This is a genomic window from Pseudarthrobacter sp. 1G09 (genome assembly GCF_050038305.1).
Lineage (GTDB): Bacteria > Actinomycetota > Actinomycetes > Actinomycetales > Micrococcaceae > Arthrobacter > Arthrobacter equi.
This window is the reverse complement of record NZ_CP188306.1, coordinates 4,160,583-4,175,671: the sequence shown is the minus strand read 5'-3', so window position 1 is coordinate 4,175,671 and position 15,089 is coordinate 4,160,583. Positions and strand designations below refer to the sequence as shown.

Sequence of the window (15,089 nt, the reverse complement as noted above, 5' to 3'; positions counted from 1 at the left end):
GAATGTGGCTGTGGATATCCCATACGGTAATTTGGGACGGTGCTGATCTCAGACCGCGATATTCGTGCCGAAATAGACTCCCAGCGGATAGTGCTGGAACCGTTCGAGCCCGCGATGGTGCAGCCGTCGTCGGTGGACGTCCGGATCGATAAGTTCTTCAGGCTTTTCGACAACCACAAGTACGCCCACATCGATCCTGCGCAGGAGCAGCCGGAGCTGACGCGGCTGGTGGAGGTTGAGCAGGACGAAGCCTTTATCCTGCACCCGGGCGAGTTCGTCCTGGGCTCCACTTACGAGACCGTCACCCTCCCGGATGACATCGCAGCCCGGCTGGAAGGCAAGTCCTCGCTGGGCCGCTTGGGGCTCCTGACGCACTCCACCGCGGGCTTCATTGACCCCGGCTTTTCAGGCCACGTCACGCTGGAACTGTCCAACATGGCCACGCTGCCCATCAAGCTGTGGCCCGGCATGAAGATCGGCCAGCTCTGCTTCTTCCGCCTAAGCTCCGCGGCAGAGTACCCCTACGGCCAGGGCGAGTACGGCAACCGTTACCAGGGCCAGCGCGGCCCGACCGCCAGCCGGAGCCACCTGAACTTCCACCGCACCCGCATCTAGCGCCACCGGCACTCCGTACCGGTTTCGCCTACGCCTGCGCCGGGACCTGCCGCCTCCGCGTCGATGCCTTGACCAGGGGTTCCACGAAGCGCGCGGCCAGCGGGCCGATGACGGCCATCAGCAGGACGTAGGCGGTGGCCAGGGCGGCAAGGTTGGACGGTACGGCGCCTGAGGCGACGGCCAGCCCGGCGATCACGATCGAGAACTCGCCGCGGGCGATGAGCGTGGCACCGGCCCGGAAACGTCCGGGCCGGGCAATCCCTTCGCGTTTGGCTGCCCAGATTCCGGTGGCCATTTTGGTTCCGGCAGTGAGCACCGCCAGCACCAGGGCCCAGCCCAGTACCGGCGGGATGGATGTGGGGTCGGTGTTCAGCCCGAAGGCCACGAAGAAGATGGCGGCGAAAAGGTCGCGCAGCGGTTCCAGAATGCGGGTGGCGTTGTGGGCGGTGGCGCCGGAGATGGCGATGCCGAGCATGAAGGCGCCCACCGCTGCGGAGACCTGCATGGCAGAGGCCAGCCCAGCCACCAGGAGCGCGGCGCCCAGCACGTTGAGCAGGAACACCTCCGAGTTTTCGCTGTGCACGGCCTTGGACACATGGTGGCCGTGCCGCAGCGCCACCATGAGAACCGCAGTGACCACGGCCAACGCAATGGCCACGGTGGTCAGACCGCCCAGGAAACTGACGCCCGCGAGGGTGGCAGTCAGGATGGGAAGGTAGACGGCCATGGCCAGGTCTTCGAACACCAGGATGGACAGCACCACCGGTGTTTCACGGTTGCCCAGCCTGCCCAGGTCCGTGATGACCTTCGCGGCGATTCCGGACGAGGAAATGTAGGTGACGCCGCCCATCACCATGGCCCCCACACCGCCCCAGCCGAGGAGCAGGGCCAGCGCCGCTCCCGGAAGGAAGTTGAGCACGAGGTCCAGCACGCCGGCCTGCCACGACCGCCGCAGGCCCGTGAACAGCTCCGCCGCCGTATATTCCAGTCCGAGCATAAGCAGGAGCAGGATGACGCCGATTTCGCCGGAAAGGTGTGCGAACTCGTGCATGCCTTCGAGCTTCACCACACCACCGGCGCCGAAAGCGAGCCCGCCCAGCAGGTAGAGCGGGATGGGTGACATTCCTATCCGTCCGGCCAGCCTGGCCAACAGGCCAAGGCAGAACACAACGGCCCCCAGTTCGATGAGGGTCAGGGCCAGCGGGTCCATAGGGGTCAGCCGTGGCGCAGGATGTCGGCCGCCGAATCGAGGCCTTTCAGGGTTCCGACAGCAACCAGCAGGTCACCGGTATGAAGGATCACGTCGGGTCCGGGCGAGGGCAGGACCTCGCCTTCGCGCATGATGGCCACGATGGAGACGCCGCACCGGGTACGGATGCACGCCTTGCCCATGGGCTGGTTCTGGAACGGGGACTCCGGGGCGATGGAGAACTGCCGGGTAACGATGCCCGGGACGTCCTTGTGCTCTTCCGTCAGCTTCATGGCGAGGTGCTGGCCGCCCAACAGGTTGCCCAGGGTTGCGGCTTCATCGCTGGTCAGGGGAATGGAAGCCTGGCAGGTATCGGGATCATCCCACGTGGAGACGATGAGCTCGGTCTGGCCTTCCCTCAGCTCCACCACGCCGATCCGGCGTCCGGAGGCTGTCATGAAGTCCTTCCGGCGGCCGAGGCCGGGAAGGTTCGTTTCGTCCACGTTCATGGTTAAAGCCTAGTCTTCCGGAGCGCTGCGTGGGTGGGGTCAGGCGGAGGGGACGATGGCGATGGGAGCCTTGTCCGGCGACTTTACCGGCAGCAGGACCAGCAGCCCGGCGAGCAGGACCACCATGATGCCCAGGATGCCCCATCGCTGCGCCTCTCCGGCGGCTACCAGCGGGGTTGCCACCGTGATGCACAGCGTGAAGAGGGCCGGTGCCAGGAAGCTGACGGCCCGGCCGGTGGTGGCGTAGAGGCCGAACAGTTCGCCGGACTCCCCGTGCGGTGCGAGCCGGGCGAGGTACGCGCGCGATGACGACTGCGCCGGGCCTACGAACAGGCAGAGGAACAGGCCGAACACCCAGAACGTGGTGCTGCCGGCCCAATCCATGCCGAAGAAGGAATAGTCGCCGTTACCCAGTACCAGGATCACGGTGCCTGCCACCAGCAGGCCCGCGAGCGAGCCGATGATGACTGCCTTGGGTCCCACCCTGTCGTCCAGGAACCCGCCGATGATGGCTCCGACTGCCGCCACCACATTGCCGAAGATGGCGAAGAAGATGACCTGTGAAAGCTCGAACCCGAAGGTGCCCGCGGCGATGATGCCGCCGAAGGTGAACACCGCGGCCAGCCCGTCACGGAACACGGCGCTGGCCAGCAGGAAGTAGATGGTGTGCGGGCTGGTGGAGTAGATGGCGCGGATTCGCCGGAAGAGCAGCCGGTAGCTGGCCACGATGCCGAGGCGGGCTGCCTGCCCGGTCCGGGGCAGTTCCGGGACGGCGAGCAGGACCGGCAGGGCAAAAATGAAGAACCAGAGGGCCGAAAACACGGCCACCAGCCGGATGTTCAGGCTGTCCCGGGTGGACGCGCCGAACCAGTCGAAGCTGGGCTGGACGAACAGCTGCAGCACGATCAGCAGTGCCACGATGCCGCCCAGGTACCCGGCGCCCCAGCCGATGCCGCTGACCTTGCCGATGTTCCGGGGGGTGGAAATTTGTGCCAGCATGGCGTTGTAGTTGACCCCGGCGAACTCGAAGAACACGTTGCCCAGGGCGATCAGCGTGACGCCCAGCAGCAGGAATTCCGGCTGCGGGAAGACGAAGAAGCACAGCGCCGTGAGGACTGCGACGGCGGCCGTGTTGACTCCCAGCCACAGCTTCCGCCTGCCGCCGGCGTCGGAGCGCTGCCCGGTCACGGGGGCCAGCAGCGCGATGGCGAGGCCCGCCACGGCGAGGGCGCCGCCAAGGACCGCCGAGGCTTCGTCCTTGCCGCCGAAAGCGTTGGACGTCAGGTAGACGGTGAACACGAAGGTGGTCATCACGGCGTTGAAGGCTGCCGAACCCCAGTCCCAGGACGCCCAGGCCAGGATCCGGCCCTTGCTGGAGACCTGGTTGCCGGATGCTAGTTCCGAGGACGGCTGCATGGCCCGGGGAGCGCTGGCGCTGTTCATAGCTGCATCGTATCCGCCAAGGGCGAACAGGATGCGGACCGAAGCCCTGACTGGCGCGGAATCGCGCGCGGGGGCCGGGAAACCGCGACGGGTCAGGCGCCCGGGCTTGATAAACTGTGGATTCCCGAACCCGACATTTTGCCGCCTGCTCCAACTTTTGACAATCGAATTCCTGACGTTGCGGAGATACCAGTGATCACAGTCCTTGCCGTGCACTTTTCGGTGGCTGTACTGGCGCCGTTGTTCTTCAGGAAGTGGGGCCGCAACGCATTCTACGCTTTGGCAGCGGTTCCCGCTGCCTCGTTCGTCTGGCTCCTGTTCCAGTACGGCCCCGTCTATTCGGAACAGGGTGCGGTGGCCGAGGTCATCCCCTGGATTCCCGGCCTCCACCTCGAGTTCGCCTTCCGCATGGACCCGCTGGCCTGGGTGATGTCGCTGCTGGTGCTGGGCGTTGGTGCCCTGGTGCTGCTCTACTGCGCCCGGTACTTCAAGCGGAAGGACCAGGACCTCGGCGCGTTCGGCGCGCAGCTCCTGGGTTTCGCCGGCGCCATGTTCGGCCTGGTGGTGGCCGATGACCTGCTGCTGCTCTTCATTTTCTGGGAACTCACCACCATCCTGTCCTACCTGCTGATCGGCTTTGCCCGGACCAGGCTGGCGGCCCGGCGCTCGGCGCTGCAGGCCCTGATGGTCACCACCGCCGGTGGCCTGGCCATGTTGGTGGGACTCATCATGCTGGGCCAGGCGGCCGGAACCTACCGCATCTCTGCCATCCTCGAACAGGCCCACGTGCTCGTGGAGGGCCCGTCCGGCGCCGTGGTGAGCGCCGCCGTCGTGCTCATCCTGGTGGGCGCCATCACCAAGTCCGCGCTGGTGCCCTTCCACTTCTGGCTTCCCGGCGCCATGGCCGCCCCCACCCCGGTCAGCGCCTACCTGCACGCCGCCGCCATGGTGAAGGCCGGCATCTACCTGGTGGCACGGCTGGCGCCAGGATTCGCGGAGACGGCCTACTGGCAGCCCGTGGTGCTGGGCCTGGGCCTGGCCACCATGCTGGTGGGCGGCTACCGGGCGCTGCGCCAGACTGACATCAAACTCATCCTCGCCTACGGTACCGTCAGCCAGCTGGGCTTCCTCACCATGGTGGTGGGCCTCGGCACGCCGGACGCCGCGTTGGCCGGCCTGGCAATGCTGCTCGCCCATGGCCTCTTCAAGGCGACGCTCTTCCTGGTGGTCGGCATCATCGACCACCAGTCCGGAACGCGCGATGTCCGGAAGCTTTCGGGCGTCTTCAGGTCCTCCCGCGCCCTGGGGATCGTGGCCGGTATCGGTGCCGCGTCCATGGCCGGCATCCCCTTCCTTGCCGGGTTCGTGGCCAAGGAATCCGTGCTGGAAGCGTTCGTCCACCACGCCGGGGACCCTGACGCCGGACCGTGGGGCATGGTGGTCCTGGTGGGGCTGGTCCTGGGTTCAGTCCTCACCTTCGCGTACAGCGCGCGCTTCATGTGGGGCGCCTTCGCCGTCAAACCCGGCGTGGAGCCCACCCAGTTCAAGGCCGTCCGGCCTTCCTTCATCGCAGCCCCGGCCGTCCTGAGCATCCTGACCATCGCCTACGGCCTGTGGCCGGCGCCGGTTGACACCTGGATCCAGCCGTATGCCGCGCTGTTCGCGTCCACAGCGCCCGACGCCGGAACACCGGCCGAGCAGGCCGGGCACCTGGCATTGTGGCACGGGCTGACCCCCGCACTTGGCCTGACGACGCTCACCTTTGTCCTCGGCGCTGCCATGTACTTCGGCCGCAACGCCGTGGCCCGGGCGCAGGCGCTGGTGCCGGACTGGGTGGATGCCGACCGTGCCTACCAGCTGACCATCGGTGCGCTGGACGACATCGCCGTGTGGATCACCGGCCGGACCCAGCGCGGTTCGCTCTACTTCTACCTCGCCGTCATCCTCACAGTGGCGTTCGTCCTGCCGCTGACTGCCATCCTCTTCGCCGGCAAGCCGCTTCCGGACAATATCTACCTGGTGGATCCGGGCTCTCCGCTGCAGATCGTCGCGGGCATCGGCATCCTGATCGGCGCCCTCGCAGCAGTCAAGGCGAACAAGCGCTTCCTCGCCGTCCTGATGGTATCGGTCACCGGCTACGGCATCGCCCTGATGTTCGCCCTCCAGGGGGCCCCGGACCTGGCACTGACGCAGATGCTGGTGGAAACCATCATCCTGGTGGCCTTCGTCCTCGGCATGCGCCGCCTCCCGCCCGAACTGCGGGACCGTACCGGCGGCAAATACCGTGTGGTCCGTGTCATCATCGGCGCAGCCTTCGGAGCCACCATGGTGTTCGCGGCCATCTATGCCATGGGCGCCCGCGTGGCCCAGCCCATCTCCCTGCAGTTCCCGCAACTGGCCTACGAAGGCGGCGGCGGATTGAACATTGTCAACGTCACGCTCGTGGACATCAGGGCCTGGGACACCTTCGGTGAAATCACGGTGCTGGCACTGGCCGCCACGGGTGTTGCCAGCCTCATCTTCGTCCGCGGCCGCGGTGACCGCCTGCGGGCCTCCTCCTCCGTGGCGGAAGGAACCGTGGGCCGCTTCCACGGCGTGGACCCGGGTTCCCGGGACGGTGCCGCCCTGGCCATCAGCAGGAAGTTCGCCACGGCCACCCGGGACGCCTGGCTGGTGGCCGGCCGGACGCTGGCACCGGAACGCCGCTCCATCATCTTCGAAGTGGTCACCCGGCTGGTCTTCCACTCGCTGGTGATCTTCTCGCTCTACCTCCTGTTCGCCGGCCACAACCTGCCTGGCGGCGGCTTCGCCGGTGGCCTGACCGCCGGCCTGGCACTGACCATCCGCTACCTGGCCGGCGGCCGGTTCGAACTCAGCGAGGCAACCCCCGTCAGCGCCGGTGGCCTGCTGGGCATCGGCCTGGCCACGGCCGCGGGCTCGGGTGTTGCGCCGCTCTTCCTGGGCGGCCAGGTGTTCCAGAGCGCCATCATCCAGTTCTGGCTGCCCGTGTTCGGGGACATCAAGTTCGTCACGTCCACCATTTTCGACATCGGCGTGTACATCGTGGTGGTGGGACTGGTGCTGGACGTGCTGCGCAGCCTCGGCGCTGAAGTGGACGAACACATCGAGGAGCGGGGCACCGAACCCGCAGAGTACGAGGAACCCGAGGACATGCCAGCCGAAACCATCTCAGGAGGCAAGGCATGAGCATCAACCTCGCCCTGCTCCTGGTCATGGGTGCCCTGTATGCCTGCGGCATCTACCTGATCCTGGAACGCAGCCTCACCCGCGTCCTTCTGGGGCTCATGCTCCTGGCCAATGCCACCAACCTGCTGATCCTTGCCACCGGCGGCTACTCCGGCCTGGCCCCGCTGTTCTCCAAGGACACCGCTGCGGGGGACTACAACGATCCGCTGCCGCAGGCGCTGATCCTGACGTCCATCGTGATCTCGTTCGCGGTAACCGCCTTCATGCTCGGCATCATCTACCGGACCTGGGTGCTGGCACGCGAGGACGAAATCCAGGATGACGTGGAAGACCTCCGCGTCGCCGAAACCCCCAGCTTCGACGCCGAGGACGACGCCGAGATTCCCGCCGAAACGTCCGAGTTCCCGCTCACCATGCTGGGCGGCGACGGGCAGGACATCTCAGACCACCGACCGGGGTCCGGCGATGATACGTCCGGCGGCCGTGAAGCCGGCGCCCGGGTGCACGGCGGCACCGCCACCGTGGTGGCGGGCGACCGCGAAATGCCCGCCGGGAACGCGGCCCAGGAAGAAAAACCCGGCTCACCCAACGTCAAGTCCAGCCCGGAAGGAGGCGGACAGTGAACATCGCCAGTCTGGCCCCGCTCGCCGTCGTACTTCCCATCCTGGGCGCCGCCCTGACCTTCCTGCTGATCCGGCACTCCCGTGCCCAGCGGGCCGTCAGCATCGGACTGCTGTCCCTGACCCTGCTGCTCGAATGCTTCCTGATGGCGGCTGTGTGGGACGGCGGCACCGTGGCCGTCAGCATCGGCGGATGGATTCCGCCATGGGGCATCGTGCTGGTGGTGGACCAGTTCTCGTCACTGATGCTGGTGGTTTCCTCCGCGGTGAGCCTCGCGGTGCTCGTCTACGCCACGGGCCAGGGCATGGCCGACGGCGACAAGGACGCACCGGTGTCCATCTTCCACCCCACTTACCTGATCCTGGTGGCCGGGGTGTCCAACGCCTTCCTCTCCGGTGACCTCTTCAACCTCTATGTGGGCTTCGAGATCCTGCTGACGGCAAGCTACGTCCTGATGACGCTGGGCGGCACCGGGCCCCGCATCCGCGCCGGCGTCACCTACGTGGTGGTGTCCGTGGTGTCCTCGGTGCTGTTCCTGATTTCCATCGCCATGGTCTACGGGGCCACCGGTACCGTGAACATGGCGGACCTGGCCATCAAACTCGGCGAACTGGACCAGGGCACCAAGACCCTCCTGCACGTCATGCTGCTGGTGGCGTTCGGCATCAAGGCCGCCGTCTTCCCGCTGTCCTTCTGGCTGCCTGACTCCTACCCCACGGCCCCCGCCCCGGTCACCGCCGTGTTCGCCGGCCTGCTCACCAAGGTGGGCGTTTACGCCATGGTCCGCACCGAGACCCTGCTGTTCCCCGGAGACACCCTGAACACCCCGCTGATGATCGCGGCGCTGCTGACCATGGTGGTGGGAATCCTGGGCGCCCTGGCGCAGAGCGACATCAAACGTCTGCTCTCGTTTACCCTGGTCAGCCACATCGGCTACATGGTGTTCGGGCTGGCCATGTCCTCGGTTGTAGGCCTCGCGGCAGCCATCTTCTACGTGGCCCACCACATCACCATCCAGACCAGCCTGTTCCTGGTCACCGGCCTGATCGAACGCCGCGGAGGCAGCTCCTCCGTGGACAGGCTGGGCGGGTTGGCCAAGATCTCGCCGCTGCTGGCGCTCCTGTTCTTCATTCCCGGCATGAACCTGGCGGGCATCCCGCCCTTCTCCGGGTTCCTCGGCAAGGTGGGCCTGATGCAGGCCGGCGTGGAACTGGGAACCCCGCTGGCCTACGCGCTGGTGATCGGCGGCGTGGTGACCAGCCTCCTGACACTGCTGGCCGTGGCCAGGGTCTGGAACCGTGCCTTCTGGCGGCGTCCTGCCGACGCCGAACACCCGGATCCCGTCCTGCTGGCCGCCCCCGGGCAGCCGGTGGAGGAGGAAGTCGTGGACGACGAACCCGTGGCGGATGGGGCCGGCAGGACCGGCCTGGCCGCACCGGTCCTCAGCCGGGCGGGAAGCGGCGGCAGCAGCACGCTGGTCCGTTCCACCCTGATGCCCCGCACCATGGTGGGGCCCACCGCCGGCCTGGTGGTCCTCGGCATGGCGTTGACGGTCTTCGCCGGACCCCTGTTCGGCCTGTCCGACCGGGCAGCGGCAGACATGCTGGACCGCGGCCCCTACATCCACGCCGTCCTGGGTGAGGACGTAGCGGTCCCGGCCGTTGGGACACCAGCGGGAGGAGGAAAATGAGCCGCCGCCGTATCTCCCTGCGCCAGGAGCTTCCGCTCCTCGTCTGGCTGGTCATCGTCTGGGGCGCCCTCTGGCAGGACTTCAGCCCCGGCAACCTGCTGTTCGGGGCACTGCTGGCCATCGCCGTCGCCCGGCTGTTCTACCTGCCGCCCGTGGAGCTCAGCGGACGCTTCAACGTCCGGCACGCCATTCCCTTCGTACTGATGTTCCTGGGCCGGGTGGTGGTGGCCAGTTTCCAGATCCTCTACCTCGCCGCCGTCCGCGGACCCAAAGTGCACAACGCTGTGGTGGCCGTGACGCTGCGGAGCCACCAGGACCTCATCGTCACCGCCACCGGCCACGTGATCTCGCTGATCCCGGGCTCGCTGGTGGTGGAAGTGGACCGGTCAACCTCCACCTTGTACCTGCACGCCATCAACATCAGCTCCGCCGAGGACGTGGAAAACCTGCGCAATGAAGTGCGTGACATCGAAGCCAGACTCATCCGGATCATGGGCACCAACGAAGAACTCGCCATCGTACGGGCGGAGGCAGCAGCATGATGCAGGTGGTCCTGGCAGTTACGGCCATCATTCTCTCGCTCGCCGCCGGCGGGGCAATCATCAGGATCGCCCGTGGCCCGTCGCTGCTGGACCGGGTGCTGGCCTCGGACGTCCTGCTGGCCATCCTGGGCGCCGCGCTGTGCATCGACATGGCCGTGAACCGGCACCTGAACAACCTGATGCTGGTGGTGGCCATCTCCGTGATCGGCTTCATCGGGTCAGTGACCGTTGCACGCTTCGTGGCCGACCGGCGGGAGCACCCCAGTGAGCCCTGACATGATGACCCCGGACCTGACCAGCCTGGACGGCTGGATTGACGTGGTATCCGCCGTGTTCATGGTGGTGGGAGCCATCATGTCCCTGGGCGCCGCCATCGGACTGCTGCGCTTCCCGGACCTCCTGAGCCGCATGCACGCCGCCACCAAGCCGCAGGTGCTGGGACTGTTCCTGCTGCTGGCCTCCATCGGCCTGCAGATGCGCACGTGGTGGGTGTGGCCGGTCCTGGTGGTTGCCTGGATCTTCCAGCTGCTGACGGTTCCCGTGTCCGCCCATATGGTGGGCCGCGCCGGGTACCGGACCAAGCACCTGCACCGGGAACTGCTCACCTCGGACGAGCTTGACGCTGTAGTGCAGAAAGCCGCCGCCCAGGCCGCCCGTGAGGACGGCGAGGACGACGGCTCAACCCGCTGAAGCCAGCCGGCGGGCGGGGACAGCATGGGTGTCTAGACGATGTCCTGCGTCTTGGCGAACCGGGTGATGGCCCGCTGCGTGCCGCGGTTGGCCAGGACCTGGATGATGGTGCTGACGAACGCCGAGATCAGCGCGAACGTCAGGGCCGAGCGAAGGCTGGTGGGGACGTCCTCGCCCTTGCCGGTGGGAGGCTTGTTGCCGGTGGTCTTTTCCCAGATGGTATTGACCAGCTTGGTGCCGGCAAATCCTGCACCCAGGCTTACGCCGGTGCCGAGCAGCTTGATGAGAAGGTTCATTCCTGGTACTCCTTGCGGGCGGTAAAACGGTCTGCACCCCACCCTACTGGCTAAGTTCCTACGGCGCGGGGATGAGCCCCTCCCATGCCACTGTCCAGCCCTGGGGGAAGCCGGGAGCGTGCCGCGCCGGGCCGCCATCCCATCCCGCAGCCATGAGCGCCACCGCCGCCAGCAGGCCGCCGTTGCCTGGCAAATACAGCGGGAGCGAATCCGTCTGCCGGTTGTGCCCGTTGGGCAGGACCAGGTTCTTGGCCGCGTCCATCAACAGCGCGTCCACGGCGGCCTCCGGGTCTTCCAGCCGCGCGGCCGTCATGGCCATCACGGGGTAGTCCCAGCCCCAGGTGCTGTCCCAGTCCCAGCCGGCCAGTACGTCAGCCAGCGTGGCCCGCATCGTTTCCGGGTCCACGAGGTCCGTGCGGGGGAGCACCCCCAGGGCGCACAACATCGAGGGGTGGTCCGTGCGGATGGTGAAGGGCTCGACGTCGATCGCCGCGTACACGCCGTCCACCACCCTGGGCGGGACCATGCCGTCCGCTACCGCCGCCCAGGTGCCCTCAGCAGGCAGGCCCAGCCGTTCCCGCCACACATTCGCCACCCGGAGGGCCCACTGCCAGTAGGCAAGTTCGAAGGTGGGGTTGGTGACCGTCCCGCGCACCGACTCGTAACTCTCCTGCGCCGGCACCAGGGGCGGGCCCAGTTCTAAGCCCCGGTCCGTCGGGTGGGCGAAGGCGGCCATGAACTCCGCCGTTTCGAAGACCACCGTGGCGAATTCCTCCAGGAGTTCCTGTGATGGTTCGGCCCGGTAGGCGAGCTCCGCCAGATGGATGGGGTGCGGCTGCTGCCAGACCAGGAAGGTGCCGATGGGGCTGGGGCTCTCCCGCCCGTCCGGACCCACCTGCTTGGGCCAGCGGACGCCGTCGAACCCCTGGGCTTTGGCCGTCTGCCGGGCGGGTTCCAGGACGGACGCGTACCAGCGGAGGGCGGGCAGCAGGAGCTCCGTCCGGTTCCACGTGGCGAAGTGGGCGGCATGCCACCAGTGCATCTCGAGGTGGAAGCGGCCGCGCCACGAGTTGCAGACCAGGCCCGTCTCCTGCGGCGGCAGCGACCCGGAGCAATTGATGGCGGTGAGGTACTGGGAGAGCACCGTCCGGCGTTCGATCTCACCGGCGCGGGGATCGGCTGTTCCGGAGAGGTCGACGGCGCCGCCCGACTTCCAGAATTCCGGCCAGGCCGTGCGGGACGCGGCAATGGCAGCGCTGCCCGGCGCCATTGCCACATCCGGTGCCGATGCCAGCTCAGGGCCCGGCTCCGATCCCGGAACTGAACGCCCGCCGAACCCGCCGATGCCGCCGTTGCCACGCTGAAGGCAGTCACCCTTTCCCGTGCTGATGAAGTGCACGCTGAAGTCGAGGCTGTCCTGCCCCCCGGTGGCCCGGATGAGCACTTCGTGCGGGCTGGCCTGTTCGAGCTCCAGCCCCTCGCCGCTGACGGCCACCTGGTACCCGGAACCGTCCAGGCAGCGCGAAATCAGCCAGCGGCGGCACGGGCCGGCGGCGTGACGTTGTTCAACGGTGGTGGTGTGGGCGGCGGGGCTGTTCCAGTCCGCTGCGTTGTGCCAATCCTCCGAACCGTAGGGGAATGTCAGGGATACGGCGAGGCCGTCCGCGAGGGCGGGGGAGAGGACGCGGAAGCCCAGCTCGTCCCTGTCCGGGCGGCAGGCCGTGGTGACATTGACCGGACTGCCGTTCAAGGTGAAGATGCTGGTGGCCGTGCCCGTCCAAAGGTCCAGGACCTGGTGCGCTCCGGTGATGTCGTCCCGGGTGAGCGCGGGGGCATCCCTTCCCGGGAGCGCAAAGCTGATCCGTCCCAGGTCCAGCCGGTGGGGGTTGGCGCGGAGCCAGGTTTCCGCCCGCGATGACTGCGTTTCGCGGCCATCCACGATGGCGCCCACCATGTCCACGTAGGGGACAGGGCCACGCGGTGAATCGTAGAGGACCGTGGAACCGGCAAGGGTGTACTCCTGTTCCGGCGGGACTGAGTGCCAGCCCCACTGCGCCTGCGTGCCCAGCAGCGTGCCGGGCGGCAGGTTATCCCTGGCGGCCACGGGATATTCACCGGGCAGGGACTGCATGCCGGTCAGGTCCATGGTGTAGCAGAACTCACCGTTGCCCACCGAGGCGGGACTCCGCGGATCGAGGCTGTCCTGTTCCACGTTATGGCGCCGTACCAGCGCTTCGCGGTTGATCACGGTGGGCTGGCTGTGCACGTCGCACTCCTTGGCTCATGCCTGGGCCCGGTCCGGCAGCAGGCAGCTCAGAAAACGCTTTCCCGCTTAATCCTTGTGCGCACCTCCGGCAGTGTCAACTGTTCGGCGACAGCGGCGGCTCCGGGAGGGAGGGGTCGGAGCGGAACGTGATGAATTTGTGCGTGCCGTCGCAGTACGGCTTGATGGCCGATGCGCCGCACCTGCACAGTGCAACCGTCCTGCGGTCCCGGGGGACGGGGTCGCCGGACGGCGTGACGATTTCGAAATCACCGCGGACGATCAGTGGTCCGTCCGGGCAAACCATGATCGAGCTCTCTGGCTGGTCCTGCTTCATATCCGTCTCCCTTCCTTGGTCATGCGGCGGCCGGTACTGATGCCCGCAGGGAGGTCCGGCCGCTGTCCCAGGTGGCCAACAGGTGGACGGACATCCTGGCATCGACGGCCATTGCCGCTGCAGCGCCGAAAAGGACATCGTCCAACAGCGCAGGTTCGGCTTCGACGAGGCCTCCGGCGAGGTCCCGTCCGGCAATCTGCTCGTGCACGGCGTCGGCTTCGACGTGTTCATCGAAATAGTGGGTGACATCAGTGCCGAAGCCATGCCGGCGGAAGCCGTTGGCGTAAAAACGGTTGGGCTGCGACGAGGTCATCTCGTAAATGGCCAGGTGCCCCGTGATGGCACCGCGCAACCGCCGGTTCAGTCCGCACATGGACATCAGGTTCACCGCAGCCAGGGATATGGCGGGAACGGTGTCAATGTAGGCCCCGTAGCGGTCGTCCAGGCCCAGGCCGCGCATGCTGCGGGCGAAGAGTGCGCTGTGCATGCGCTCGGGACGGCCACCGCCGTACTCATCAGCCTGGATTTCGACGAGGGCCGCCTTGGGCCGGCCTGCCAGCCGCGGGATCGCCCACGTGTGCGGGTCGGCTTCCTTCAGCTGGTAGATCGACTTGTGGATCAGGAATTCCTTGAGCTGGTCCAGGCTGGCCTTGCGGGCGACGTACCGGGAGACGCTGGGTCCGGTATCGGCGGATGCCAGGGTGAACAGCACATCGGCTACCTGGTCACTCGTCGGATTGTCCGCCGGCTGGAATTCCAGGCCTGCCACCGCTTCGTGGGCGGCGGAGCGCAGTGCGGCTTCGAACGGTTTTTCGAGCAGCCTCCGGACCCGCAGGAGGTCCGGTTCCCACTCCCACTCGTCAGTCACGCCGCCCAGGCCGGAGTAGTGCAGCTCGTACAGGCAAAAGAGGGCCAGCTGAAGGTCGTCATCGCCGATGATGTCCGTGGTCTTCGCCAACTGCGCGGCGGCGAGCCGGTGGAGGAGATCCAGGTCCTCGGCAGCGTCCTCCGGGCGTCCGGACAGGACGCCGAGCAAGGCGCTGCTGACGGGTCCTCTAGGGGCGGGGAATTTCATGGTGCTCCTTGATGATGCTCTCGATCGGGTGCGGTGGCTGTCGGGGTGCGCGGCGACAGCAGGACGGCAAGAAAAACCATGCCCAGTCCGAGGCTGAGGTGCAGGACGTTGTCCGGGTGGTTGGCCGGAAGGAAGTTGGCCGGGGTGTCATCGGCCACCAGCAGTCCGTAGACCCAGAGGGCAAGGTGGGCCACGCCGCCGTATATAAAGAAGCTGCGGGCGTGCCGGTGGGTCCGGCACATCAGGATTCCTGAGGCTCCGAATGCCCCGTGCAGCAGGTTGTGGAGCACGGATACCTGGAAGGTGCCGAAGAGTTCGGCGCCCGAGCCGGGCCCGGCAAAACCGAGGTGGTGGAGGTTGTGCGTGACGCCCGGGATGAACCCGAGCACACCCGCAGCCAGGAGCAGGATGCCTGCGGAAAGCGAGGCCCATTGCAGCCCTGAACGGGCAGCCCGGTTTAGGGTGCTTGCTGCCACGTCCTGTACTCCTGGGGTTGCCGGTAACAAACATAGTAAGCATGGTTACTAATAAAAAATAAACAAGCTTCCCTATTTGTCTCCGGGTCGCCCGGATGCCCGGTGGTTGAACCCCGGCTTCCCTGCCCCTGCAATA

At 67.0% G+C, this 15,089-nt stretch carries 15 protein-coding genes; 7 read left to right on the top strand and 8 right to left on the bottom strand.

The window, feature by feature from the left end:
- Positions 1-39: 39 nt before the first annotated feature.
- On the top strand, positions 40-615 hold the full coding sequence (dcd, locus tag ACP3TD_RS19265) for a dCTP deaminase (RefSeq protein ID WP_091716511.1): 576 nt from the start codon (positions 40-42) through the stop codon (positions 613-615).
- A 28-nt stretch (positions 616-643) separates the two neighbouring features.
- On the opposite strand, the gene ACP3TD_RS19260 is transcribed toward dcd, so the two are convergent.
- Genes ACP3TD_RS19260 through ACP3TD_RS19250 form a run of 3 tightly spaced genes read right to left on the bottom strand, consistent with a single transcriptional unit; the run spans position 644 to position 3,756 of the window.
- On the bottom strand, positions 644-1,825 hold the full coding sequence (locus ACP3TD_RS19260) for a cation:proton antiporter (protein WP_426764617.1): 1,182 nt from the start codon (positions 1,823-1,825) through the stop codon (positions 644-646).
- A 5-nt stretch (positions 1,826-1,830) separates the two neighbouring features.
- Positions 1,831-2,313, bottom strand: coding sequence for a cation:proton antiporter regulatory subunit (locus tag ACP3TD_RS19255; RefSeq protein WP_056081463.1), 483 nt, complete (start codon positions 2,311-2,313; stop codon positions 1,831-1,833).
- Between the two features lie 39 nt (positions 2,314-2,352).
- The gene (locus tag ACP3TD_RS19250; RefSeq protein WP_426764615.1) at positions 2,353-3,756 is read right to left on the bottom strand and encodes an MFS transporter; all 1,404 of its coding nucleotides are present in this window, start codon (positions 3,754-3,756) and stop codon (positions 2,353-2,355) included.
- 192 nt (positions 3,757-3,948) lie between these two features.
- On the opposite strand from ACP3TD_RS19250, the gene ACP3TD_RS19245 reads away from it, so the two are divergent.
- From ACP3TD_RS19245 to mnhG, 6 genes are read left to right on the top strand one after another with little or no spacing between them, the layout of a single operon-like run.
- Positions 3,949-6,963 carry a Na+/H+ antiporter subunit A gene (locus ACP3TD_RS19245; RefSeq protein WP_426764613.1) on the top strand — a complete coding sequence of 1,005 codons (3,015 nt, stop codon included), beginning with the start codon at positions 3,949-3,951 and terminating at the stop codon, positions 6,961-6,963.
- The gene (locus ACP3TD_RS19240; protein ID WP_426764611.1) at positions 6,960-7,586 is read left to right on the top strand and encodes a Na(+)/H(+) antiporter subunit C; all 627 of its coding nucleotides are present in this window, start codon (positions 6,960-6,962) and stop codon (positions 7,584-7,586) included. Before ACP3TD_RS19245 ends, ACP3TD_RS19240 begins: the two co-directional genes overlap by 4 nt.
- Positions 7,583-9,274 (top strand): Na+/H+ antiporter subunit D, encoded by a 1,692-nt coding sequence (locus ACP3TD_RS19235; protein WP_426764609.1) that lies wholly within the window; start codon positions 7,583-7,585, stop codon positions 9,272-9,274. Before ACP3TD_RS19240 ends, ACP3TD_RS19235 begins: the two co-directional genes overlap by 4 nt.
- Positions 9,271-9,816, top strand: coding sequence for a Na+/H+ antiporter subunit E (locus ACP3TD_RS19230; protein WP_426764607.1), 546 nt, complete (start codon positions 9,271-9,273; stop codon positions 9,814-9,816). Before ACP3TD_RS19235 ends, ACP3TD_RS19230 begins: the two co-directional genes overlap by 4 nt.
- The gene (locus ACP3TD_RS19225; protein ID WP_426764606.1) at positions 9,813-10,091 is read left to right on the top strand and encodes a monovalent cation/H+ antiporter complex subunit F; all 279 of its coding nucleotides are present in this window, start codon (positions 9,813-9,815) and stop codon (positions 10,089-10,091) included. Before ACP3TD_RS19230 ends, ACP3TD_RS19225 begins: the two co-directional genes overlap by 4 nt.
- A gap of 4 nt (positions 10,092-10,095) precedes the next feature.
- The gene (gene mnhG, locus ACP3TD_RS19220; RefSeq protein WP_426767310.1) at positions 10,096-10,506 is read left to right on the top strand and encodes a monovalent cation/H(+) antiporter subunit G; all 411 of its coding nucleotides are present in this window, start codon (positions 10,096-10,098) and stop codon (positions 10,504-10,506) included.
- 32 nt (positions 10,507-10,538) lie between these two features.
- On the opposite strand, the gene ACP3TD_RS19215 is transcribed toward mnhG, so the two are convergent.
- The 5 genes from ACP3TD_RS19215 to ACP3TD_RS19195 form a co-directional block, all read right to left on the bottom strand.
- Entirely contained in the window at positions 10,539-10,802 is a 264-nt protein-coding gene (locus ACP3TD_RS19215; RefSeq protein ID WP_015938803.1) for a DUF4235 domain-containing protein, read from the bottom strand.
- Between the two features lie 58 nt (positions 10,803-10,860).
- Complete coding sequence (locus ACP3TD_RS19210; protein ID WP_426764603.1) at positions 10,861-13,068, bottom strand: hypothetical protein; 2,208 nt, start codon at positions 13,066-13,068, stop codon at positions 10,861-10,863.
- 94 nt (positions 13,069-13,162) lie between these two features.
- A complete protein-coding gene (locus tag ACP3TD_RS19205) occupies positions 13,163-13,402 on the bottom strand; it encodes a CDGSH iron-sulfur domain-containing protein (protein WP_426764601.1) in 240 nt (79 codons plus the stop codon).
- A gap of 19 nt (positions 13,403-13,421) precedes the next feature.
- Entirely contained in the window at positions 13,422-14,477 is a 1,056-nt protein-coding gene (locus ACP3TD_RS19200) for an iron-containing redox enzyme family protein (RefSeq protein ID WP_426764599.1), read from the bottom strand.
- Complete coding sequence (locus ACP3TD_RS19195) at positions 14,474-14,953, bottom strand: DUF4383 domain-containing protein (protein WP_426764597.1); 480 nt, start codon at positions 14,951-14,953, stop codon at positions 14,474-14,476. The genes ACP3TD_RS19200 and ACP3TD_RS19195 overlap by 4 nt, the downstream gene beginning before the upstream one ends.
- Between the last annotated feature and the right edge of the window lie 136 nt (positions 14,954-15,089).

Excerpts from the sequence above, each read along its gene's own strand:
- ACP3TD_RS19240 (WP_426764611.1), top strand. The coding sequence starts at position 6,960 with ATGAGCATCAACCTCGCCCTGCTCCTGGTCATGGGTGCCCTGTATGCC.
- ACP3TD_RS19255 (WP_056081463.1), bottom strand. The coding sequence starts at position 2,313 with ATGAACGTGGACGAAACGAACCTTCCCGGCCTCGGCCGCCGGAAGGAC.
- ACP3TD_RS19200 (WP_426764599.1), bottom strand. The coding sequence starts at position 14,477 with ATGAAATTCCCCGCCCCTAGAGGACCCGTCAGCAGCGCCTTGCTCGGC.
- ACP3TD_RS19225 (WP_426764606.1), top strand. The coding sequence starts at position 9,813 with ATGATGCAGGTGGTCCTGGCAGTTACGGCCATCATTCTCTCGCTCGCC.
- ACP3TD_RS19230 (WP_426764607.1), top strand. The coding sequence starts at position 9,271 with ATGAGCCGCCGCCGTATCTCCCTGCGCCAGGAGCTTCCGCTCCTCGTC.
- ACP3TD_RS19260 (WP_426764617.1), bottom strand. The coding sequence starts at position 1,825 with ATGGACCCGCTGGCCCTGACCCTCATCGAACTGGGGGCCGTTGTGTTC.
- ACP3TD_RS19205 (WP_426764601.1), bottom strand. The coding sequence starts at position 13,402 with ATGAAGCAGGACCAGCCAGAGAGCTCGATCATGGTTTGCCCGGACGGA.
- mnhG (WP_426767310.1), top strand. The coding sequence starts at position 10,096 with ATGACCCCGGACCTGACCAGCCTGGACGGCTGGATTGACGTGGTATCC.
- ACP3TD_RS19215 (WP_015938803.1), bottom strand. The coding sequence starts at position 10,802 with ATGAACCTTCTCATCAAGCTGCTCGGCACCGGCGTAAGCCTGGGTGCA.
- ACP3TD_RS19250 (WP_426764615.1), bottom strand. The coding sequence starts at position 3,756 with ATGAACAGCGCCAGCGCTCCCCGGGCCATGCAGCCGTCCTCGGAACTA.